The 20,691-nt window shown below is 32.6% G+C and carries 23 protein-coding genes; 6 read left to right on the forward strand and 17 right to left on the reverse strand.

What is annotated here, in order from left to right:
* Nucleotides 1-33: 33 nt before the first annotated feature.
* Nucleotides 34-672 carry an FAD-dependent thymidylate synthase gene (gene thyX / locus CCUN_RS09335; protein ID WP_027304876.1) on the forward strand — a complete coding sequence of 213 codons (639 nt, stop codon included), beginning with the start codon at nt 34-36 and terminating at the stop codon, nt 670-672.
* A 266-nt stretch (nt 673-938) separates the two neighbouring features.
* Here thyX and tupC read toward each other — a convergent pair whose 3' ends face one another.
* The gene (gene tupC, locus CCUN_RS09340; RefSeq protein WP_027304877.1) at nt 939-1,892 is read right to left on the reverse strand and encodes a tungstate ABC transporter ATP-binding protein TupC; all 954 of its coding nucleotides are present in this window, start codon (nt 1,890-1,892) and stop codon (nt 939-941) included.
* A complete protein-coding gene (gene tupB / locus CCUN_RS09345) occupies nt 1,889-2,578 on the reverse strand; it encodes a tungstate ABC transporter permease TupB (RefSeq protein ID WP_027304878.1) in 690 nt (229 codons plus the stop codon). Before tupB ends, tupC begins: the two co-directional genes overlap by 4 nt.
* 90 nt (nt 2,579-2,668) lie before the next feature.
* Between tupB and tupA the strand changes: the two genes are divergently transcribed.
* From tupA to CCUN_RS09360, 3 genes are all read left to right on the forward strand, one after another.
* Nucleotides 2,669-3,478, forward strand: coding sequence for a tungstate ABC transporter substrate-binding protein TupA (tupA, locus tag CCUN_RS09350; protein ID WP_027304879.1), 810 nt, complete (start codon nt 2,669-2,671; stop codon nt 3,476-3,478).
* Nucleotides 3,479-3,671: 193 nt separating this feature from the next.
* The gene (locus CCUN_RS09355) at nt 3,672-4,037 is read left to right on the forward strand and encodes a DUF4156 domain-containing protein (protein ID WP_027304880.1); all 366 of its coding nucleotides are present in this window, start codon (nt 3,672-3,674) and stop codon (nt 4,035-4,037) included.
* Nucleotides 4,038-4,296: 259 nt separating this feature from the next.
* A complete protein-coding gene (locus CCUN_RS09360; RefSeq protein ID WP_051521655.1) occupies nt 4,297-5,589 on the forward strand; it encodes an Eco57I restriction-modification methylase domain-containing protein in 1,293 nt (430 codons plus the stop codon).
* Nucleotides 5,590-5,618: 29 nt separating this feature from the next.
* Here CCUN_RS09360 and CCUN_RS09365 read toward each other — a convergent pair whose 3' ends face one another.
* The 11 genes from CCUN_RS09365 to CCUN_RS09415 all read right to left on the reverse strand — a co-directional run bounded on the left by CCUN_RS09365 (nt 5,619) and on the right by CCUN_RS09415 (nt 13,636).
* Nucleotides 5,619-5,963, reverse strand: coding sequence for a TIGR04076 family protein (locus tag CCUN_RS09365; protein ID WP_027304882.1), 345 nt, complete (start codon nt 5,961-5,963; stop codon nt 5,619-5,621).
* Nucleotides 5,964-6,052: 89 nt separating this feature from the next.
* The gene (locus CCUN_RS09370; protein WP_027304883.1) at nt 6,053-6,565 is read right to left on the reverse strand and encodes an NAD(P)H-dependent oxidoreductase; all 513 of its coding nucleotides are present in this window, start codon (nt 6,563-6,565) and stop codon (nt 6,053-6,055) included.
* A gap of 48 nt (nt 6,566-6,613) precedes the next feature.
* Nucleotides 6,614-7,684 (reverse strand): NAD(P)-dependent alcohol dehydrogenase, encoded by a 1,071-nt coding sequence (locus CCUN_RS09375; RefSeq protein WP_035175574.1) that lies wholly within the window; start codon nt 7,682-7,684, stop codon nt 6,614-6,616.
* A 70-nt stretch (nt 7,685-7,754) separates the two neighbouring features.
* Entirely contained in the window at nt 7,755-8,231 is a 477-nt protein-coding gene (locus CCUN_RS09380; protein WP_027304885.1) for a flavodoxin, read from the reverse strand.
* A 9-nt stretch (nt 8,232-8,240) separates the two neighbouring features.
* Entirely contained in the window at nt 8,241-8,669 is a 429-nt protein-coding gene (locus CCUN_RS09385; RefSeq protein ID WP_027304886.1) for a cyclophilin-like fold protein, read from the reverse strand.
* A 27-nt stretch (nt 8,670-8,696) separates the two neighbouring features.
* Nucleotides 8,697-9,263, reverse strand: a complete 567-nt coding sequence (locus tag CCUN_RS09390; RefSeq protein WP_027304887.1) for an NAD(P)H-dependent oxidoreductase — start codon at nt 9,261-9,263, stop codon at nt 8,697-8,699.
* 9 nt (nt 9,264-9,272) lie between these two features.
* A complete protein-coding gene (locus CCUN_RS09395) occupies nt 9,273-10,391 on the reverse strand; it encodes an aldo/keto reductase (protein ID WP_232087689.1) in 1,119 nt (372 codons plus the stop codon).
* Nucleotides 10,392-10,519: 128 nt separating this feature from the next.
* On the reverse strand, nt 10,520-10,747 hold the full coding sequence (locus tag CCUN_RS09400) for a putative quinol monooxygenase (protein ID WP_051521656.1): 228 nt from the start codon (nt 10,745-10,747) through the stop codon (nt 10,520-10,522).
* A 272-nt stretch (nt 10,748-11,019) separates the two neighbouring features.
* Entirely contained in the window at nt 11,020-12,027 is a 1,008-nt protein-coding gene (locus tag CCUN_RS09405) for an alpha/beta hydrolase (RefSeq protein WP_051521664.1), read from the reverse strand.
* A gap of 58 nt (nt 12,028-12,085) precedes the next feature.
* On the reverse strand, nt 12,086-13,054 hold the full coding sequence (locus CCUN_RS09410) for an aldo/keto reductase (protein ID WP_232087690.1): 969 nt from the start codon (nt 13,052-13,054) through the stop codon (nt 12,086-12,088).
* A gap of 12 nt (nt 13,055-13,066) precedes the next feature.
* The gene (locus tag CCUN_RS09415; RefSeq protein ID WP_027304891.1) at nt 13,067-13,636 is read right to left on the reverse strand and encodes a DapH/DapD/GlmU-related protein; all 570 of its coding nucleotides are present in this window, start codon (nt 13,634-13,636) and stop codon (nt 13,067-13,069) included.
* 162 nt (nt 13,637-13,798) lie between these two features.
* Here CCUN_RS09415 and CCUN_RS09420 point away from each other — a divergent pair, with 162 nt between their 5' ends.
* A complete protein-coding gene (locus tag CCUN_RS09420; RefSeq protein ID WP_027304892.1) occupies nt 13,799-15,523 on the forward strand; it encodes a DUF262 domain-containing protein in 1,725 nt (574 codons plus the stop codon).
* An 88-nt stretch (nt 15,524-15,611) separates the two neighbouring features.
* Here CCUN_RS09420 and CCUN_RS09425 read toward each other — a convergent pair whose 3' ends face one another.
* A complete protein-coding gene (locus tag CCUN_RS09425; protein WP_051521657.1) occupies nt 15,612-16,634 on the reverse strand; it encodes an SDR family oxidoreductase in 1,023 nt (340 codons plus the stop codon).
* 334 nt (nt 16,635-16,968) lie between these two features.
* Between CCUN_RS09425 and CCUN_RS10190 the strand changes: the two genes are divergently transcribed.
* Nucleotides 16,969-17,100 (forward strand): hypothetical protein, encoded by a 132-nt coding sequence (locus CCUN_RS10190; protein WP_269474145.1) that lies wholly within the window; start codon nt 16,969-16,971, stop codon nt 17,098-17,100.
* A gap of 26 nt (nt 17,101-17,126) precedes the next feature.
* Here CCUN_RS10190 and CCUN_RS09430 read toward each other — a convergent pair whose 3' ends face one another.
* From CCUN_RS09430 to CCUN_RS09440, 3 genes are all read right to left on the reverse strand, one after another.
* The gene (locus tag CCUN_RS09430; protein WP_232087691.1) at nt 17,127-18,020 is read right to left on the reverse strand and encodes a group I intron-associated PD-(D/E)XK endonuclease; all 894 of its coding nucleotides are present in this window, start codon (nt 18,018-18,020) and stop codon (nt 17,127-17,129) included.
* Nucleotides 17,986-18,945 (reverse strand): DNA cytosine methyltransferase, encoded by a 960-nt coding sequence (locus tag CCUN_RS09435; protein ID WP_027304895.1) that lies wholly within the window; start codon nt 18,943-18,945, stop codon nt 17,986-17,988. Before CCUN_RS09435 ends, CCUN_RS09430 begins: the two co-directional genes overlap by 35 nt.
* Nucleotides 18,946-19,462: 517 nt before the next feature.
* Complete coding sequence (locus tag CCUN_RS09440) at nt 19,463-20,320, reverse strand: aldo/keto reductase (protein WP_027304896.1); 858 nt, start codon at nt 20,318-20,320, stop codon at nt 19,463-19,465.
* Nucleotides 20,321-20,691 lie beyond the last annotated feature (371 nt).

Below are 20,691 nucleotides of genomic sequence, written 5' to 3' on the forward strand. Positions count from 1 at the left end.
TTTATAAATTTTTTGAATTTTTAAGGAAAAGCTATGCAAATCACTTTACTTTCTTATACCCCATTATCTGTTTGTTCTCACGCTATAAGGACTTGTTGGCAAAGTTTTGAACGAGGAGACAATGGAGGCGAAAAAGATAAAGAGCTTATTGACAGAGTGGGAAATAAATTTAAACATGCTTCAACCTTAGAGCATTTAAATTATACTTTTTACATTCAAGGGATTTCAAGAGCTTGTTTGCAAGAGCTTGCAAGGCATCGCCACACCAGCCCGAGCGTCAAAAGTACAAGATACACTTTAAAAGAGCTAAGAAATGAAAGTGAATTTAAGGAAAATGATTTTAAAAATGCTTCACGTTATTTAGTCTTTTGTGGCAATGAAAAGGTTGATAATGCGAGCATTAGGGCTTTGGAAAATTTAAGAATGATTTTACAAGAAAGCATATCGCTTGATTTGGCTAAATACTGCTTACCTGAAAGCTATAAAACAGAACTCACTCTTACAATCAATGCAAGAAGTTTGCAAAATTTTCTTTCACTTCGCAGCTCAAAATCTGCACTTTGGGAGATAAGAAATTTAGCGAATGCTTTATTTAAAGCCTTACCAAATGAACATCAATTTGTATTTGAATCTTATGTGCATAAAGAAAATGCAGATGAAAATTTAATTTAGTCTTATATAAAAATATTGCTTTAATAAAGAATTTTTTATAACAAAGCATTTTGTCTCTTTAGAAAATTTAGTATTGAATGAATTTTGCTTATAAAAATCATTAAATTTTGTTTTTTAAACTTTAATTTATAAATGTATTTCAAAAGTAAAACTAAAAAACTATGCTTGAATTTTATGAGCTTGTTTGAAATATATCAGTGATTTTCAAACTGCGAAATATTTTATTTTAAAAATCTAAAAAACCCTTACAAAAATTCATTAAAAAATTAATGCAAAAAATACATCGCATCTTCATCAAAACTCAAGCAAAGTTCTTGATGAATTTCAAGCCGTGCTTTTAAAAAATCTGCGTCCAAAAGCACAAATTCCAAAATCTTTTCTCCTGAAATAACACGTATATAAACAAAATCTTTTTTTGTCCTTATTGCAATGATTCTTGCCTTTTCTATAAGAAATTTCAAATCTTTTCCTAGTGCGATTTTATAAGGATTTATAGCAATTTTTTTTGAATTTTTATCTTGAAAATCAATAAAATTCGAAAACCTAATCCCACCTTTTTCCAAATCAAAAATATTTGTATTTTCAAATTCTAAAATTTCCCCATCGTGCAAATAAAATTTTACCTGTGCCAAAGAATCTAAAAAGGTTTTATCATGGCTTACGATTAAAAAACCGCTTTGAAATTGTGTTTGCATTTTTAAAATAGCTCTTTTAAACAATAATATGGAATTTTTATCCAAAAAAGCACTCGGTTCATCTAAAAGATAATACCTAGCCCTAACGCTTAAAGCCATAGCAAAAGCAATTTTTTGAATTTGCCCCGAAGAAAGCTCATTAGGATGTTTGCTTAAAAGTGTCGCGTCCAAATCAAGCATTTTTAAAAGCTCATTTATGCGATTTGTCCATTCTTGTTTTTTCACTCCATAAACTTTTAAAACAAAATGGAAATTTTTTTCTATGCTGCGATTGAGTAAAGAAGGTTCTGGAAGCAAGATGTAAATTAAACGTTTTTGTTTATCATCGAGTTTATTTTTACCAAAATAGCAAATATTTGCACTAAAATCACCCTCTAAAAATTTAAGCACCCTTAAAAGTGTGGATTTTCCGCTCCCATTAGCCCCCATTAAAACGCTGATTTTACGCGTATCAAGCTCTAAATTTTTGATTTTTAAAATCTCTTTTTGTCCATAAGAAAAATATAAATTTTTAATGCTTATCATTTGATTCTTTTAAGTTTATGTATGATGAAATTAAGACAAAATGCGATAAAAATTAACACTAAAGCCAAGGCGATTCCACTTGCAAATTCTCCCTTATTTGTTTCAAGAGAAATGGCTGTGGTGATAGTCCTTGTGTCGTATTTGATATTTCCACCAACAATCATCGCAACTCCAACCTCTGCAACGATACGTCCATAGGCTAAAGCTACGATGCTTACAAGGGCAAATCTTAATTCATAGAGTATGGTTAAAATAAGTTTTATAGGGCTTAAATGAAAAGATTTAATCAATAAAAAATGCTTCACATTCATATTTTCAATCAAATTGGAAAAAAGGGCGATGATGATGGGAAGAGCTAGGATAAATTGTCCTAAAATCAAAGCTTTTATGGTAAAAAGCAAAGCAAATTCCCCCAAAGGACCGCGACTTGAAATCAAAGCATAGAGTATCAAACCTACTGCAACGGTTGGAAAAGAAAGACTAGTATCCACAATGAGCTTGATAAAATTTTTACATTTAAACTGAACAAAACCTAAAGCAAAACCTAAAGGAAAGCCGACAATCAAAGCTAAAAATATAGAAACGCTAGAGCTTAAAAGTGTGGTTTTAATCGCCGAAATAACGCTTTCATCGGCATTAAAAAGTAAATAAAGAGCTTGTTTAAAACCTTCAAAAATATAATCCAAAAATTTCCTCTTTTTTAAAATTATTTAAGCAAGTTTAGCATAATTATGCTAAAATATTTTTTATTAATCTCAAATTATCAAGGAAAAACAATGAAAAAAATCTTTTCTTTAGCTTTACTTGCTTTAAGTCTTAATGCAGCAGAGCTTAAAATGGCAACGACTACGAGCACAGACAATACAGGTTTGCTTGATGCTTTAAAACCGCTGTATGAAAAACAAAGTGGCAATACCCTTAAATGGGTGGCTGTTGGCACAGGTGCGGCTTTAAAACTTGGCGAAGATTGCAATGCAGATGTGTTGTTTGTGCATTCTCCAAAAGCAGAAAAGGAATTTATGCAAAAGGGTTTTGGTGTAGAGAGAACGGCGGTTATGTATAATGATTTTATAGTGATTGCACCTAAAGATTTAGCCTCCAAATTTAAAGGCAAAAATCTTAAAGAAAGCTTAGAGCTTATCAAGGCTGAAAAAATCACTTTCATTTCAAGAGGGGACAAATCCGGCACAGACAATAAAGAAAAAGCTCTTTGGAAAAAGAGCATAGGTGAAGTGCCTGAAAAAGAAAGCTGGTATCAACAAAGCGGACAAGGAATGTTGGCTTCGATTAAAATCGCAGAGGAAAAAAATGGAGTGATTTTAACAGACCGCGGAACTTATATTAAATACAAAGACAACGAAAAAAACAATCCCAAACTCGTGATTGTCAATGAAGGCGACGATGATTTAAAGAATTTTTACTCGGTGATTGCTGTTAATCCTAAGCATTGTCCTCAAGTGGATTATAAAAATGCAAGCGAGTTCATTCAATGGCTTGTGAGTGATGAAACTTTAAAATTTATAGCAGATTTTAAACTTCTCAATCAAGCTTTGTTTATCGTTGATGCAAAAACAAGAAAAGAATAATCGATTAAACTGATAGCTAAAACTATCAGTTTAATTATATATTATCAAAATTGAAATATTTGCTATCAAAGAATAAAAAATCACCTCGTTTTTAATTAAAAATTTGACAATTTCAAGACATTAAAACAAATCAAAACATAATCAAACTTTTTAATGAATGTTTGGTATAATAAACCATAACAAAAGGATAAATATGTTGCCCAAAACTCTTTTAGATATTAAAAACAAAAAACTTTTTATAATTTTATGGGTTTTTATAATAATTTTTGTAGGTTGTACGCAAAAAACAGAATTATTACCTTTAGCCAAAAATATAAAAGTACTCTATGAAAAACCTCAAAATTGCATATTATTAGGTAGAGAAATAGGACAAAAAATAGATACTATGAACTCAATGAGTCTTTTAGAATTAAGAGAATCTGCTCTTAATGATTTGAAAAATAAAACCTCGATATTAATGGGGGATACTTTGCACATATTAAATATGGAAAAAGGTTGGAATGCATTTTGGGAAGGAAACGAATATCTTATAGAAGGTGAAATTTATAAATGTGAGTAATTTTGTGTTAAAAAATTTAATGATTAAAATTATAAAAAAAATAAATTTTATTTTTTTAAACATAATTTTAGCACAAAAAACAATCCTAAAGACATCTTTGCAAATTCTTTAAAAGGACTAGAAATTCTTGTTTCAAATGGCAATAATCTTCCCTTTCAAGCCAAATGGGACAATAACCGCACATTCACTCCAAAAAGTTTTGAACTTGCAAAAAATTTTCTACTCAATGCCTTTGAAGAATCTTTAAAACTTAGAGCCGATGCTTATTTTTCTTTTAAGAAGTATTTTTATGAATCTTAATATACAAAACTATGGGCAAGTCTTTACACCTCAAAACATAGTTGATGATATGTTGGCTTTAATTCAAAGCACACAAAATTTACAAAATCCAAGATTTTTAGAACCAAGCTGTGGAAATGGAGCATTCTTTAAACAGCTTCCAAACAATAAAATCGGCATAGAGCTTGATAAAAATGTCCTTTTAGAATCTCAACTTGATTTTATAGATGTGAAACAAAATGGACAAAAAAGGCTGACTTCACAAAACCAAATTTTAAATATGGACTTTTTTGCTTTTTCTTTGAATGAAAAATTTGATTGCATTATCGGCAATCCCCCTTATGTGCGTTATCAAGATATTTTAAACGCGACGAAATCACTCTTAGCCCCTTATAAGAATTTTTTTGATTTACGCTCAAATCTCTATCTTTTTTTTATTTATAAATGTATTTTGCATTTAAATGATAGGGGTGAATTGATTTTCATCACACCAAGAGATTTTCTAAAAAGCACTTCAAGCATAAAACTCAATCATTTTATTTTCAAACAAGGCACAATAACAGATTTTATTGACTTAGGGGATAAAAAAATTTTTAAAAAAGCTCAACCTAATTGTGCAATCTGGCGTTTTGAGAAAGGAAATTTCCAAAGGAACACAAAATGCAGAAAAGAATTTCATTGCATTAATGGACAAATTCTTTTTACTAAAAATCATTATTTTATCGCTTTTAATGAGTTATTTTTCGTAAAGGTTGGAGCAGTCAGTGGGGCTGATTCTATCTTTAAGAATGAAAAATTTGGAAACACAGAATTTGTCAATTCCACAACTGCAAAAAGTGGAAAAACAAGAAAAATGATTTATGGGGAATACGCCAAAAATTGCAAATACTTGCAAAATTTCAAGGAAAAATTAATGCAAAGAAAAATTAAAAAATTCAACGAAAACAACTGGTGGGAATGGGGAAGAGCTTACTATAAAAGTGATTTAAAACGTATTTATGTCAATATCAAAACGCGTAATAAAAAGCCTTTTTTTATCCACAAATGTAAGGCTTATGATGGCTCGGTTCTAGCTATTTTTCCTAAATTTAAGACAAATGATAAAATCTTGCAAACACTTTGCGAAAAATTAAACAATACAGACTGGGAAGAATTAGGCTTTGTGTGCGATGGCAGATTTTTATTTTCTCAAAGAAGTTTGGAAAATTGTATGCTTGATTCTAGTTTTAAAGAATATGTGAATTTAAAACTAGAATTTAAAAGCTATGATTGATATTTTAATGAATTTAAAACGAGCAGAATTCATTCAATTTCATACATTTTTGGTTTTTGTGCCTCATCTTCTAATCTTGTGATTTTAAAGACAACAGGACGTATGCCATCATTGCAAGAATTAATGGCAACGCCGGGCTTTGTAATCCAATCTTTATAATAAAAAACCTCATCTTTATTCATATGAGCTAGAGCAAAAACATATTGATAGATGGCTTTCCAAGCCTCATCACAAAAACCTTCAGGCTTTGAAAAACCTTCGCTTATGAAAACCTCTCCGACCTTATGAGCCGGACAAGGTCCTAAGCAGCCGTATTCCTTAGCAAGTTCCTCATCAAAATAAGTCTTTAAAACCTCAATTTTTATACGCTTCATTTAAATCTCTTTTTGTCAAATTTAAACATTAAATTCTTTTCAAAACTCTAAGTTTTTAAGCCTGATTGTATGAATTTCCTTAAAGAAATTTAAGCTTTAATATAATCCCTATAAGCTCTTGCTTTTTCTTTTAAATCCTCATCACTTAAATTTTGAGCATCAAAAATAAAAAAAGGCTTGATAAACCGAGCACCCACAAAGCTAAAAGAACATTTAAACGGGATAAAAATATCTTCAACTCTTTTACACATACTTACTTCACAAAGCTCATCTTCTTTCGCTCCAAAACTAACACAAAGCCCAAATTCTTTATCTTTTAAAGCTGTGCCGCTACTGCCATAAGCGAAGCCGTATTCAAAAATATCATCAATATATTTTTTAAGAAGAGGTGGGGAAGAATACCAAAAACAAGGAAATTGCAAGATGATTTTATCGTGCTTTACTAAAAGCTCTTGTTCTTTTTTGACGTCAAAACTAAAATCCGGATATTTTTCATAGAGCTCACTCATACTCACTTCACTCTCTAAAGCCGCTGTTTTAAGAGCTTTGTTAATGCGAGAAGCTTCAATATCAGGGTGAGCTAAAATGATTAAAGTTTTCATCGTATCTCCTTTTTTATCAATTTTACTCTAAGGATAAATTTTGAAAAATCAATTTTCCTTAGTCATATCAATCACATAGCGGAATTTAGCCTTGCCACTTGTGAGATTTTCATAAGCTTTGTCAATTTCATGCACTTGAATGAGTTCAGTTTCAGGATAAATTTTATGTTTAAGTGAAAAATCAAGCATTTCTTGAGTTTCAGCAATCCCGCCTATCATCGACCCATAGACCTTTTTACCTGCATTATAAACAATATCTATCACGCTAATTTTTGGAGCAACTTCATAGGGAGGAAGTCCCACGATAGAAAGCTCGCCACCAAATTTAAGCAATTCCATATATTCTACAGGATTATAAGGCGTTGGAATAGTTGAAAGGATTAAATCAAATCTTTCTTTAACGAGATTTTTATCCGTGCTTGTATAAAATTCACTCACGCCCATTTGTAAAGCTTCAGCCTTTTTATTTTCATTTCTTGCAAAAACACTGACCTTTGCACCCATTTTTACAGCATATTTCACAGCCATCATTCCAAGCCCACCAAATCCAGCAACTCCGACCTTTGTTCCCTCTTTGACCTTAGAAAATTTAAGCGGAGAATAAGTCGTAATGCCCGCACAAAGCAAAGGAGCGACCTTTTCCATTGGAGCATCTTTTGGGACGCAAATAGCAAATCTTTCGCTGACGACGATATTGTTTGAATATCCTCCATAAGTGTTTTCATTTCCGTGATAAATATCCACGCTATTATAGGTAAAAACAGCTTTTTGACAAAATTGCTCTTGAGAAATTTTACAAGTTTCACACTCTCCGCAAGAATTCACCATACAACCAACCCCAGCATAATCTCCAACCTTAAATTTGCTGACCTTTTTTCCAACAGCTACAACCTCTCCTGCTATCTCGTGTCCGGGAACACAAGGATAAACCGCTTCACCCCATTCACTCCTTGCAGTATGGATATCACTATGACAAATTCCTGCATAAAGAATCTTAATCAAAATATCATGATCACCTATAGAATGACGCGTAAATTCATAGGGAGTGAATCGAGAATCTTTACTAAGCATTGCATAGCCTTTGCTTTGAATACGACCATCATTTAAAATCTTACTCATTTTTTCTCCTTTTATAACATCAAAATTTTATTCGAATTTTATTAATATTTTTTAAACTATTCATCAATTTTCATTTAAGATTTAAGCTTTCAATCCATTTTGCAATACTTGCTCTGCTCGTGCCAAAATTAAATTTCTTGCCCTCTTTAAATACAGCATGGGGACAAGATTTTTGCAAATCACGAGGGGCATTGCTTAAATCACTTCCACCACTCGTGCAAAAAGGCACGATAATCTTAGCACTAAAATCTTGCGATTCTAAAAAAGTATTGACAATATGCGGTGCAGTATACCACCATATAGGAAATCCTAAAAAAATCACTTCATAGCCTGAAATATCGATATTGTTAGCAATTTTTGGACGCGAGGCTTTATCCCTCATCTCCAAACTTGTGCGACTTTGCTCATTTGTCCAATCTAAATCTGCTTTATTATAAGGATTTTGCGGAACAAGCTCATAAATATCAGCTTGTGCAGCTTTTGCAAGAGTATGTGCAACTTCCCTTGTGATACCGCTTGCACTAAAAAATACAACAAGAATTTTCATCTTAACTCCTTACTTAGAATGTTTTTCTATAATGGCTTTAAAATTCTGCTTCTTATCCCTTAGACGTTTTATCAACTCCTCTTTTGGCTCTTTAATAACACCAAGCTTGATTAAGCCTGTATAAGGGGGTTGTTTTTCATAAAATATGCCGATATTTCCCCACGGAGAAAAATAGAAAAAATCCCCAATTTGTGGCTCATAACCCTGCATATTTTCTAAGCTCAACCTTTTATCTAAATGAGCAATTTTTTCTTTACCCACATAATCACTCATTTCAAATTCCAAAGGCAACATCGCATAAAATTCCCTCGCAGCAGCATTATCGTCTAAAACAATCAAAAACGCGTTTCCATCAAAGCTGAATTTAATCTCCATTGTTCCCTCCTTTGCAAAAAGATTCAACGCTAAAAACACAAACAAAATGAGAAATTTTTTCATTGATTTTCCTTAAATTTTCAATGTTTATCATTGTTTGAGTCTGTCAATCAAAGCATCTTGCATCTCTTTAATATCCCTTGAATAGACATTATCAAAGACCAAAGGTTCTAAATATTTCATACCCGCATGCATTGCACTTGCTTTCATGGGTAAAAACACATCTTTTAATTCTACGCCAATGCGTCCATTTTTCCCATAAGTTGAGCTTCCACCTGCTGCAGTTGAAACCACGAGCATCTCCTTACCCTGCCACAAATTTGGTCCCACATTCCCCCAAGTTTCGTTTAAATAAGCTTTCATCATAGGCGTTATATTAAACCAATGCGTAGGGAATAAAAACACCACTCTATCCACTCCACGCATGATTTCTCTTTCCTTTTCTCCCTCTATTTTTCTTGTATCAGTGCCATAAATCTCATCTAAATTTCGTATTTGGAGATTTTTTATTTGATTTAAAGATTGTGCTAAAGCCTTAATGAAAGTGGATTTTTCATAATAGGGATGCGAAACAATCACAAGAGTTTTAACCTCAATGCTCTGTGCTCCAAAACTTAAAGCAACAAAAAATGCTATCAAAAACAAAATTTTTTTCATATTTTCTCCTTATAAACCTACGCTATTAGCAGCATCGCTTCCGGGTGCATACCTCTCGCCTACGACTTTCATCTCTTTTAATCTTGCATTGATTTGCTCTAATTCTTCTTTGCTAAATGTGATTTCTAAAGAGCCAAGATTCTCCTCTAAATGCTTGATTTTCGTCGTTTCTGGAATGGGCATAATGAAAGGTTTTTGTGCTAAAAGCCAAGCAAGAGCGATTTGTGGGACACTTGCAGTTTTACCCTTAACCTTTTTATTTGCAGCCACTTCTTTTAAAAATGTGATAAATTTTTGATTTTCTTTGAGAGCTTCTTTGCTATAACGCGGAAAAGAAGTGCGCATATCAAGCGTTGGGTGAAATTGCGTTTTTTCATTGATGAGTCCGCCTAAGAATCCTCTATCAAGCGGGGAATACGCCACAAAACCTATATCTAAGCTCTCGCAAGTTTTAAGAATTTCATTTGTTTCAACCTCTCTAAACATCATAGAATAATGACTTTGCACAGCGGTTACGGGATAAATTTTGTGTGCCCTCTCAAGCGTTTTATAACCGGGCTCACTCAAGCCATAATGGCGAATCTTACCCGCTTTAACAAGCTCACTCATCGTCAAAGCCACTTCTTCAATAGGCGTGTCAGGGTCTCCTCTGTGCTGTGTATAAATATCAATATAATCACTTTGCAAACGTTTTAAACTCTCATCAACTGCCCTTAAAATAGACTTTTTACTAGAATCTTGCATTTGCTTTCCAAAGGGATAATAAAGCCCAAATTTCGTGCCTATACAAACCTTGTCTCTAAAGGGTTTTAAGGCTTTTCCCAAAAGGATTTCATTTGTATGTGGTCCGTAAATTTCTGCTGTATCAAAATAAGTAACACCAAGCTCCACAGCTCTATGAATGAGCTTAATCATTTCTTTTTCATCTCTAGCAGGTCCATGCCCATGACTCATACCCATACAACCAAGCCCTAACGCACTCACACGCATTTTTCCAAGCATTCTTTGCGGTAATGTTTTAGAATCTGTGCTTTTCTTTGCGGAATTTTCCCCTGCAAACGCGACATTAAAGAGCATAGAAGCCGCAAAAACTTTTGCAGAATTTTCTAAAAATTTCCTTCTTTTCATCTGTGGTTTTCCTTTCATTATAAAAATATTTAAATATTATAAAACATGAGAGCGACTCTAAGTCAAGGGTTTTTTAAAAAATTCAAAATAAATTTGCAAAAAATCTTCAATTTATTTTAAATCCTTCTTTAAAAAATTTGAGGATTAAGAGCTTTCATGTCAATTAATTCTAAATTTTTAACCATTTTTGAAGTGCCTTGCTTGTATTTTTTAAAATGCGGAGTTTGCAAGTGTTTTTGATAACTCTGCTCGTTTGCATAAATTTCAAGAATCTTAAAAACACAAGGATTTTTTTCCTCCCACATAGGATAAAGCATTAAAACCCCGCTTTCTAATCTCAAAGAATTCTCGCTCACTCTTTGGGAAAAATTTTGTATTCTTTAAGAGTGTGGCAAACAATGCTTATATTTGCTGCTCATAGGCTTAGAATCTTCTTGTGTAAAAAGCTTTATCTGCTTTATTATATTGAAAGAATTAATAAAATTTGGGGCTAAATCACAAGAAAGGAAAAAATATGGATAATCAAAAAATACAAGCAATATTAAAATCTTTTGCATTTCTTTGCTTTAAAAATAAATTCTCATTTCATCAATGCTTAGCCTTAGCTTAACTAAGGCTAAATTAAATTTCACACCAAATTTGCTTTGAAAAATTCTGTGATTTTTGCAAAAGGGATTTTGTCTGCATTGTCATATAAATCCACATGGCTTGCGTCTTTTATGATGAGCAATTCTTTATTTTTGCCCTTAAGCTTCTTAAAAGCATCCTCGCTAAAATATCGGCTGTGAGCCTTTTCTCCGTGAATGACAAGCACTGCATTTTGAATCTCATCGCTAAAGGCAAGTATAGGGAGATTCATCAAAGATAAAGATGAAGTTTGATTCCAATTGCCATTTGAGTTGATTGAACGCTTATGAAAGCCTCTTTTAGTCTTGTAATAATCCCAATAATCCTTGATAAATTGCGGTTCGTCTCCTGTAAGTTTTTCTGGCAAACCTTGAGCCTTCGCATAGCTTTTGTTTTTAAAATCAAGCGTTCTTTGCTTGTTAAGCTGTTCTTTGAGGGCATAACGTGCCTTAGCGTCCATAGTGTCATTATAACCATAGGCATTAACCCTTGTCATATCATACATTGTAGAGGCTACAGTGGCTTTGATTCTTGTATCCATTGCTGCAGCATTGATAGCAAAACCACCAAAGCCACAGATTCCTAAAATCCCTATCTTTTCCGCATCAACATTGCTTTGATTGCTTAGAAAATCCACTGCCGCAGAAAAATCCTCTGTGTTAATATCTGGCGAAGCGACATTTTGCGGTAAATTCTTGTTTGCTAATGCACTCTCACCTGTGAAAGAAGGGTCAAAGGCAAGGGTTATGAAGCCTTGTTCTGCTAAAGTTTGAGCATAAAATCCGGAGGCTTGTTCCTTGACAGCTCCAAAAGGACCGCTTATTGCAATGGCAGCAAATTTGCCTTGTTTTGTATTTTTTGGTGTGTATAAATCCCCCACTAAAGTGATTCCGAAACGATTTTTAAATTCAACCTTTTTTATAGCGATTTCATCGTTTTTTGGAAAAACCTTATCCCATGTTTGATTTGACATTTTATCTCCTTGTTTTGAAAAAAGTAAATGAGGCATTGCAGCCAATGCCAAACTTGAAACCGACGCCTTTTTTATGAAAGTTCTTCTTTGCATTTTAATCCTTTTTTGTATGAGCTAGACTCTCGCCTATGCTTCTTTCATTGAGCCATTTTATCATTTTTGGATCTTGGTGATTGATTCCAACATTTCCTATATTAAGAGTGAGAATCTGCTTTCTATCACTCTCATCAAGGTTAAAATCAAAAATATTAAGATTCTCTCTCATGCGTTCCTTGCTCGTGGTTTTAGGTATAGAGACAATATTGCGTTCAAAAAGCCATCTTAAAACAACTTGTGCAATGCTTTTATTATGCTTTTTTGCGATTTTTGCGAGAATTTCATTGCTAAAAATATTGTTTTTTCCCTGTGCAAAAGGTGAAAAAGCTTCATAAGCGATATTGTATTCTTGCAATAATTTTGCAAGTTCAAGCTCTTGACGAAAAGGATTGCAAACAAATTGATTGACTGCAGGTGTGATTTCATTATTCATCACAAAATCCACGAGTTTATCGGGATAAAAATTACTCACGCCTAGTGCTCTTATCCTTTTTTCTTTATAGAGCTTAGTCATTGCACGCCACGCCCCATAGACATCATTAATAGGCTGATGGATTAAAAACAAATCCACATAATCAACTCCGAGTTTCTTGCAACTTTGCTCAAAAGACGGAATCGCCTTTTGTTCTGTTGCAAATTCCCTAAAGAGCTTTGTTGTGATGAAAAGCTCCTCTCTTTTGATTCCGCTTGCTTTGATTGCCGCACCCACAGCCTCTTCATTTGCATACGCCTGTGCGGTATCAATCAAACGATAGCCAACTTCAAGGGCATCTTCTACAACCCTTTGACATTCTTTTAAATCTCTAATATTTAAAAGTCCAAGCCCTAAAACAGGCATTTTAACACCATTATTTAAAGTGATTGTTTGCATTTTTATTCCTTTTGAATTTGTTGAATTTGCAAGGCTTGGCATGGACATTAAAGCTCCGCCTAAAGCCAATGTTTTTAAGAATTTTCTTCTTTGCATTTTAATCCTTTTTTAAATTTGAATCTTTTTAATCACTCTTGCAGGATTCCCAACAGCAATGCAGTTTTTCTCAACACTCTTTGTTACGACACTTCCTGCACCGATGATAGAACCATCACCAATCTCAACTCCGGGCAAAATCGTGCAATCTGAACCTATCCAAACATTTTGACCAATTTTTACAGCATTAGGATGTAAATTTGCACGTTTTTGTGGATTAAAATCGTGATTTAAAGTCGCTATGGTTGTGTTATGCCCTATAAGCACACCATCGCCAATGACGATTCCACCTTGATCTTGAAAGCGACAACAAGCATTGATAAAAACATTTTTGCCTAAAGTGATGTTTTTGCCACAATCCGTATAAAAAGGCGGAAAGAGTGCAAAAGTTTCATCAACTTCTTTTCCTATGAGTTCAGAAAAAAGCTTTCTTAATTCTTCGGGCGTATTGTATTTGGTATTGATTTGATTTGTGATTCTAAGAGCCTCTTGACTTAAGCTATGAAACATCAAAAACAACTCACTTCCAGCCACGACTTCTTGCTTGTTTTTCATGCAGAGCAAAAACTCATCTAAATTCATAAGCCTCCTTTTTGATTAAATTTTTAGAATTATAAAACATTAGAGCGACTCTAAGTCAAGGGTTCTTGTTAAGAAATTGACGGATTTTAGAAAATTTTTAACATTAAATGTTTGTGGTATAATGTATTCTTTAAATTTTAGAACTTTTGAAAGGAAAAATATATGAAAGCAACAGAAAATGATTTTGGATTTATGGAACAAGAAGCTGTGATTGAAATTCCATTTTTTCAAAGAGCTTATGTGTGGGAAGAAGAGCAATGGGAACAGCTTTTTGAGGATTTAAAAGAGAGTTTTAAAAATAAAAAAGAGCATTTTTTAGGTTCAATCGTATTAAAACAACTCCAAACAAATATAGGGGAGGGGACAAAAAGAAGTTTGATTGATGGACAACAAAGATTGAGTACTTTTTCAATTCTTGTGAAATCCTTGTATGATAAATTAGACGATAATTATAAGCCAGATTACACAAAATATCTATTCAAAAAACCAACAATGGATAAAATTCCAAAAATTCAACATTCCAAAATTGATAGAGCCTCCTTTGAAAAAATTTTAAAAGCAAAAAATAGTGAAGAGCTATCAGATTCTAATAAGGATGATAAATTAATAGAATGCTATCAATATTTTTCAAAAAAAATAGAACAATGCGAAGAACTAAAGGATTTTAAAAGTTTTTTGGATTTTATTTTGTGCATAAAACTTTGGGTTACAATCAATCTAGAATCCACAGAAGATGAACAAAAAATCTTTGATTCTATTAACACGACGGGATTAAAGCTTAACGCAACGGATATTATAAAAAACGCTCTTTTTGCAAAAGCGATTGCATTAAAAACAGATTACGAAGAGCTCTATAAAAAATATTGGGAAGAGATCTTTGAATCATCAAAGGAAAATAAAAATTTTTGGGAAGAAGAGCTTAATACAGGTCGTTTAAAAAGAACGCAAAGTGAAATTTTCTTACACGCATTTGCTATCATAAGAGGGTTTTTTAAACCTGAAGACAGCTTAGAAAATCTTAGCAAAATTTATAAAGAGGAGATTGAAAATTATGACGTTAAAAAATTGGAATCTTTTTTAAAACAAATCAAGGAATATGCTATCATTTATCGCAATTTCCCACAAATCAAACATGATACTTGCTTGTCTTTTAAAAATGATGAAGAAAGATTGTTTCATATCTTAAAAATTACCGATACAAACACCATAATGCCTTTAATTTTAAAATTAAAATACAGCTTTAAGGATGATACCTTAAAATCTTGTTTTTTCCTCTTAGAAAGATTTGTTTTACTCTGTTGGCTTTGTCGCAAAGGCACGAAAGATTATAATATATTATTTGCCAAAACAATCAAATGCATTGCAGAAAACAAAGATAATCCTGTAGAGCTTTTAAAAGAACAATTATCAGAACGTATTCCAAAAGATGAAGACATAAAAGAATGTTTAGTTTCTCTTAAGGACAATAGTGCAAATTATAGGGCAAAACTTATTTTATTTTGGATAGAACTTTACAAACGCTCTCAAAATAAAGGACAAGATATTATAGAACTTTCTTATCAATATACTTTAGAACATATCATGCCACGATCTTGGGAGGGTTCTTGGAAAAATATTGCAAAAGACACAGAACACGCAGAATGCTTAATTTATCAAATCGGAAATATGACCCTTTTAAAAGGCTCTCTTAATAGCACAATAAAAAACGCTCCTTGGAAAACTAAGCTCAATGGCGATGGGAGTCGTAAAAATAGCATTAAAACTTGTGCTGATCTATTGATAACAAAAGAAATTCTTGACAAGAAGAAATGGGATGAAGAGAGTATAAAAGAGCGAACAAAGAGATTGATAAAAGATATTTTTGAAATTTGGGGAGAGAAAATATAATTTTTATTGCTATTTCCCTAAAAGCATTTTCTTTTCATCCATTTTTCATAAAGGTCCTAAAATTTGGATTTAGGTCCTTTATTTGTTTTCATCTCTTATCAAATACGCTAGCTCCCGCATCTTCAAAATCAGCATTTTTACCCGCATAGGCTTGTGTTTGTCTTATATCCTCTTGCACAAATGCGATTTTATTTTTTGCAGATTCATAGGCTGCATTGCCCATAAAGAGGTTAAAAGGCGGATTTTTCATCCTAGAAATTTTATAGAGAATTTCTGCAAATTTCTTTGGATTTCCCGCTTGTTTTCCGCTGTATGCTGCTGTTTTTTCCAAAAAAGCCTTTCTTTTATCCTCATAATCAGGGATTTTTGTCGTGCCAAAATTCATAGAAGTTCCTAAAAATTCAGTTCTAAAACCTGCTGGCATGACATTGATTGTAGCGATTCCAAAATCTTCTAAATCCAGCATAAGCCCTTCACTCAAAGCACTTAGGGCAAATTTAGACATACAATAGGGCGTTGAAACATTGCTCACCCGAAACCCAGCAATGGAGCTAAGATTAAAGATTCTAGCCCTTATGTTTTGTTTATCTCCACCCTCTTTAATCGCCTGCGGACGCATAATCTTAAGGGCATTTTGCGTCAAAACATAGGGGGCAAAAACATTCACCTCAAATTGCTCCCTAAGCTGTTTTTCACTCACTTCTTCAACAAAGCCTAAAAGCCCATATCCTGCGTTATTGACAAGATTATCCAAGCGACCCCATTTTTGATAAATCCTCTCCAAATTTTCCGCACTTTTTGCACTCACTCCCCCTTTGCTTGAATCAAAAGTAAGCTCTAAGGGCAAGAAATTTGCGTTTTCTTTACCAAGTTTGTCTTGTATATTGCTTAATCTCCTTGAAGTTGCAGCGACTTTATCGCCCTTTTGCAAAAGATACGTGGCTAAGGCAAAGCCCAAGCCCCCACTTGCTCCCGTGATATACCAAATTTGTGGATTTTCTTTTGTTGGCATTTTTTCTCCTTTTTGTTTTGAATTCTCCTTAGCTAAGGACATTGTGCTTCCTAAAGTCAGGCTCAAAGCGAGAGTTTTTAAAAATTTTCTTCTTTGCATAGCACTCCCTTATAAAAAAGTTTAATCAATTATAAAGCATAACACCTAGTGTTTGTCAAGGTCAATTTTAAAAATAAATGAGAATTTAAGCCTTTAAATGCATTGCGGACGTTGTGAATGGTAAAAAGCTATGAGGAGTGAATTTTGAGGATTTTTATATTTATGGTTTTATGGTAGAATTTTGGTTTAAAAGGGGAAGAAAGTATGGTTGATAAAAAGATAATCATCTTTAACAATAGCAAAAGCCTTTTAAATCCTAGAAGTATTTCAGAAATATCGTTAGTTTTTGTGGCAAAAAGGCTTAGGCTAAAAAGAAATTTAAAAAAGTTTTCTCATGTTTTGCATCTCTAATCGTCGCTACACAGGAGCAAAAACAAAGCTTTTAGAAAAAATAGATTCTGTGATTTTAAATCTTAAAATAAAGAAAAATCAATGCGTTATGATTATTTTGAAAATACAAGTTTAAGAGCGAAAAATATTAATGAATTCTTGTTATTTTGATTCTGCTACTTCTTTTATAACTTCCCAATTTTCTTTGTATTGTTCTATTTCTTCCAATTTTATTTTTGTGCATTTTTCATCATCAAATGTATCTGCAAAACTCATCGGTATAAGATAACAAATGCCCATTTGTTTATCCATAGCCACATAAATATCGCAATCTTCGCTCGTGATTCTCTTGCCTCGATTTGTTTCGTGTCTGTAGTCTATACCCTGTCCTCCTCTGTCTCTATCCCTAAAGCTAATAATTCCACCTTGAGAAATCCCTTTAATTTGAATGCGTAAAAGCGTACTATTGTAATCCACTATCGCATCGTAACGACTGCTTCTTACATCAACGCTTGAAGCATTAAATCCAGCTAAAATAGCTCTTGCTACAAATAAAAATTCCGCACTATCACCAGCATTAGCTGTCATAACTCCTGAATTAATGTGAAGTAAATTTGTTGAAAATCCATCAATAGAAGCAAGAAATAAGGCTTTTTCTAAAATTTTGGCAAGTTTAGTCTTTATAAAATTAAATTGCTTATCATTGCTAACTTCCTTAATGTATTCTAAGCTTTTATCTTTTAGTTCCTGCAAATCTAATTTTTTAAAAATATCTAAAAATATTTGTGCTTCTATAAAATGAACCACATCATTTTTGTATAAGCACTCTTTATTTGCAATTTCAGTGATTTCATTTCTTTTATAATCTAATTTTTCAAAATTTTTTAGAATTTTTTCTTTAAATTTCACATCACTACACTTTTCTATAAAACGTCTCCTTAGATAATCTTTGATTTGCGTATCATTAAATTGTTTGTTTTTAAAACTAGAAGGCTTTTCGTTGAAAGCTTTGATGTTTTTCTTAACAAACTGCTCTAAATTCATTTCTAAATTCATTTTTTATAACCCTTTTAATCTCTTTTGCAATATTTGCAATCACACTTACAGAAACGCTGTTACCAATTTGCTTATAAAGTGTAGCTTTTGAAAGTTCATTTGGTAAAATAAAATCATCGTCAAATCCCTGAAATCTGGCACATTCTCTAGGGGTGAGTTTGCGTATATCATCATCTAATACTAAAGGTACATTATGGCCACCCGTTCCCATATTTGCAGTTAAAGTTGGGCATAAATTATTTTTATTTTCTCTCACATAATGCCTCCGCCATTGATATAAAGTCTCTTTGTTTCGCATATTCTGTTTAAGTTCATTGTAGTATTTGTGCTTGTTGTAGTAAAAATCTTTTTCGACCCCTTGTTCTAGCAAATGGCTAATTTTGTTTGTGAGCTTGATTTTAGCAGGAAAATTAAACATCTCACATTTATTAAAATCTAAAAAACCTACAATATAAATTCTTTCTCTATTTTGAGGAATATTGCCATACTCACAAGTATTTAAAATTTGATATTTTATGTTATACCCAGCTTTCTCTAATTCTGTTTTTATAATAGTAAAAGTCCTACCACCATCGTGCTTGAATAAATTTTTTACATTTTCTAAAAAAATAATTTCTGGCTTAAAATATTCCAAATATCTTAAAATTTCAAAAAAAACATTGCCTCTTTCGTCTTTAAAACCCTTTCTATATCCAGCCACACTAAAAGCTTGACAAGGGAAACCAGCTGTTAAAATATCAATCTTATTTAATTTACTTAAATCCACTTTTGCCAAATCTTCGTTAATGATTTTATGCTTGTGGTTTGCTTTATAAGTTATACACGCCTTTGTATCAATCTCTATCGCCCAAGCTGTTTTAAAGCCAACTTTTTTAAAGCCTAGCTCTATCCCTCCAATCCCAGCAAACAAACTTCCTATTTTCAACCAAAACTCCTCTTTTAAGCACATTATTGTTGCTATTGTATCTAAATAATTATTAATTTTAAATACAAGACTAAAATTAAATTCTAAAAGCACAAAGCTATGGTATATTTATCGCCCCTTATTGAGATAAAAACGTCCTCAATGACTTTAGAACTCGCCTTAATTATTATTTTGAAAATGAAACAACACACATTAAAGGAATGAAAATTTTACCCTTAAGCACACAAGATCTCATTAGCCTTTTAAAATCTGGTTTGAATTATGAAAAGCTTGCCCCGATTTAAAAAAACACTTCAAGATGATGAAAAATTGGGAAGCAAATGGTATGAAATGCAAATTAAAGCAATGATAAGAAATCTCATATGTAAATTTAATTAAAAGATTCTTAAGAGCTTTAATTTTAAAAGATTATGACGCGTTTTAAAAATATCCTTCTTTCAAAAAACGTTAAACACATTTGCAAACCTTGTTTTAGCTTTGCACTAGAATGGGAAGTGTTTAAAATGCGTCCTTGTTTTTATGATTTAAAACTATCTTTATGCACTTCACAGAGCCATTTAACGATATTTGGGTCGCTGTGATTGATAAAAAGACTTTTTTGCGTGTCTAAAGTGGCAATGCTTTGCATATCTTGCTCACTCAAAACAAAGTCAAACACGGCAAAATTTTCTTTCATACGCTCTTTACTCGTTGTCTTTGGAATCACAATGATATTTCTTTGTATCAGCCAACGCAAAATGACTTGTGCCACGCTTTTATTATATTTTGAGGCAATTTGCATTAAGAGAGTGTTTTTAAAAATATCGTTTTTCCCTTCTGCAAAAGACGCCCACGATTGCGTTGCGACTTTGTATTCTTGCATTAATTTTTGTGCCTCAAATCTTGCAAAAAAGGGATGACATTCAACTTGATTGACAGCGGGTGTGATTGCGTTGTTAAGACAAAAATCCACAAGTCTGTCCGGATAAAAATTGCTCACACCTATGGCTTTGATTCTGCCCTCCTTATAGAGCTTACTCATCGCTCTGTAAGCTGCGTAAATATCATTGAAAGGCTGGTGGATTAAAAACAAATCCACATAATCAAGTCCGAGCTTTTTAAGGCTCTCATCAAGGGCTTTGAGTGCTTTGTTTTCATCAGCGTTGTTAATCCAAAGCTTAGTGGTGATGAAAAGCTCCTCCCTTTTGATTCCGCTTGATTTTAGAGCCGCTCCGACTTCGCTTTCATTGAAATACGCTTGTGCGGTGTCAATACTTCTGTATCCTACGCTTAAGGCATCTTCAACGCATTTTTGCGTGTCTTTTGGTGGAATTTGAAAAACTCCATAACCTAAAATGGGCATTTTCACACCATTGTTTAAAGTGATAAATTGCATGGGGACTCCTTTTTATTTCTTAAAATTAATGTATATTTAATTATACAGCATAACACTAAGTGTTTGTCAAGGGGTTTTATTTATTATTGTTTTTTACATACAATAAGAATAGATAAAAAATATATCACTCTTTATTGTCATTTTAGCTGGAATTAAATTGAGATAAAACCGCTTGAAATTTTTAATTTAACTTGCTTTATTAAAAAATGATTTGAATATTTTTTTATAAATCATTCAAATCCCCCTTGACAAACACTTAGTGTTATGCTGTATAATACTTTTTAAAATAATGGGGTGAGAGACTTGCAAAAGAGTGCGCCGCAAGCGGAATTTAGAGAAGGGCGTAGATTTAATTTTGGCACAAGTAAAGC

The organism is Campylobacter cuniculorum DSM 23162 = LMG 24588 (genome assembly GCF_002104335.1).
GTDB lineage: Bacteria > Campylobacterota > Campylobacteria > Campylobacterales > Campylobacteraceae > Campylobacter_D > Campylobacter_D cuniculorum.

Bases quoted from the DNA above. Each gene is read 5' to 3' on its own strand.
- CCUN_RS09415 (WP_027304891.1), bottom strand. From the start codon at position 13,636: ATGAATTTAGATGAGTTTTTGCTCTGCATGAAAAACAAGCAAGAAGTC.
- CCUN_RS09385 (WP_027304886.1), bottom strand. From the start codon at position 8,669: ATGAAAAAATTTCTCATTTTGTTTGTGTTTTTAGCGTTGAATCTTTTT.
- CCUN_RS09410 (WP_232087690.1), bottom strand. From the start codon at position 13,054: ATGCAAAGAAGAAAATTCTTAAAAACATTGGCTTTAGGCGGAGCTTTA.
- tupA (WP_027304879.1), top strand. From the start codon at position 2,669: ATGAAAAAAATCTTTTCTTTAGCTTTACTTGCTTTAAGTCTTAATGCA.
- CCUN_RS09390 (WP_027304887.1), bottom strand. From the start codon at position 9,263: ATGAAAAAAATTTTGTTTTTGATAGCATTTTTTGTTGCTTTAAGTTTT.
- CCUN_RS09375 (WP_035175574.1), bottom strand. From the start codon at position 7,684: ATGAGTAAGATTTTAAATGATGGTCGTATTCAAAGCAAAGGCTATGCA.
- CCUN_RS09420 (WP_027304892.1), top strand. From the start codon at position 13,799: ATGAAAGCAACAGAAAATGATTTTGGATTTATGGAACAAGAAGCTGTG.
- CCUN_RS09395 (WP_232087689.1), bottom strand. From the start codon at position 10,391: ATGAAAAGAAGGAAATTTTTAGAAAATTCTGCAAAAGTTTTTGCGGCT.
- CCUN_RS09430 (WP_232087691.1), bottom strand. From the start codon at position 18,020: ATGAATTTAGAAATGAATTTAGAGCAGTTTGTTAAGAAAAACATCAAA.
- tupC (WP_027304877.1), bottom strand. From the start codon at position 1,892: ATGATAAGCATTAAAAATTTATATTTTTCTTATGGACAAAAAGAGATT.
- CCUN_RS09365 (WP_027304882.1), bottom strand. From the start codon at position 5,963: ATGAAGCGTATAAAAATTGAGGTTTTAAAGACTTATTTTGATGAGGAA.
- CCUN_RS10190 (WP_269474145.1), top strand. From the start codon at position 16,969: ATGTTTTGCATCTCTAATCGTCGCTACACAGGAGCAAAAACAAAGCTT.
- CCUN_RS09380 (WP_027304885.1), bottom strand. From the start codon at position 8,231: ATGAAAATTCTTGTTGTATTTTTTAGTGCAAGCGGTATCACAAGGGAA.
- thyX (WP_027304876.1), top strand. From the start codon at position 34: ATGCAAATCACTTTACTTTCTTATACCCCATTATCTGTTTGTTCTCAC.
- CCUN_RS09355 (WP_027304880.1), top strand. From the start codon at position 3,672: ATGTTGCCCAAAACTCTTTTAGATATTAAAAACAAAAAACTTTTTATA.
- CCUN_RS09405 (WP_051521664.1), bottom strand. From the start codon at position 12,027: ATGCCTCATTTACTTTTTTCAAAACAAGGAGATAAAATGTCAAATCAA.
- CCUN_RS09440 (WP_027304896.1), bottom strand. From the start codon at position 20,320: ATGCAATTTATCACTTTAAACAATGGTGTGAAAATGCCCATTTTAGGT.
- CCUN_RS09425 (WP_051521657.1), bottom strand. From the start codon at position 16,634: ATGCAAAGAAGAAAATTTTTAAAAACTCTCGCTTTGAGCCTGACTTTA.
- CCUN_RS09360 (WP_051521655.1), top strand. From the start codon at position 4,297: ATGCTTATTTTTCTTTTAAGAAGTATTTTTATGAATCTTAATATACAA.
- CCUN_RS09370 (WP_027304883.1), bottom strand. From the start codon at position 6,565: ATGAAAACTTTAATCATTTTAGCTCACCCTGATATTGAAGCTTCTCGC.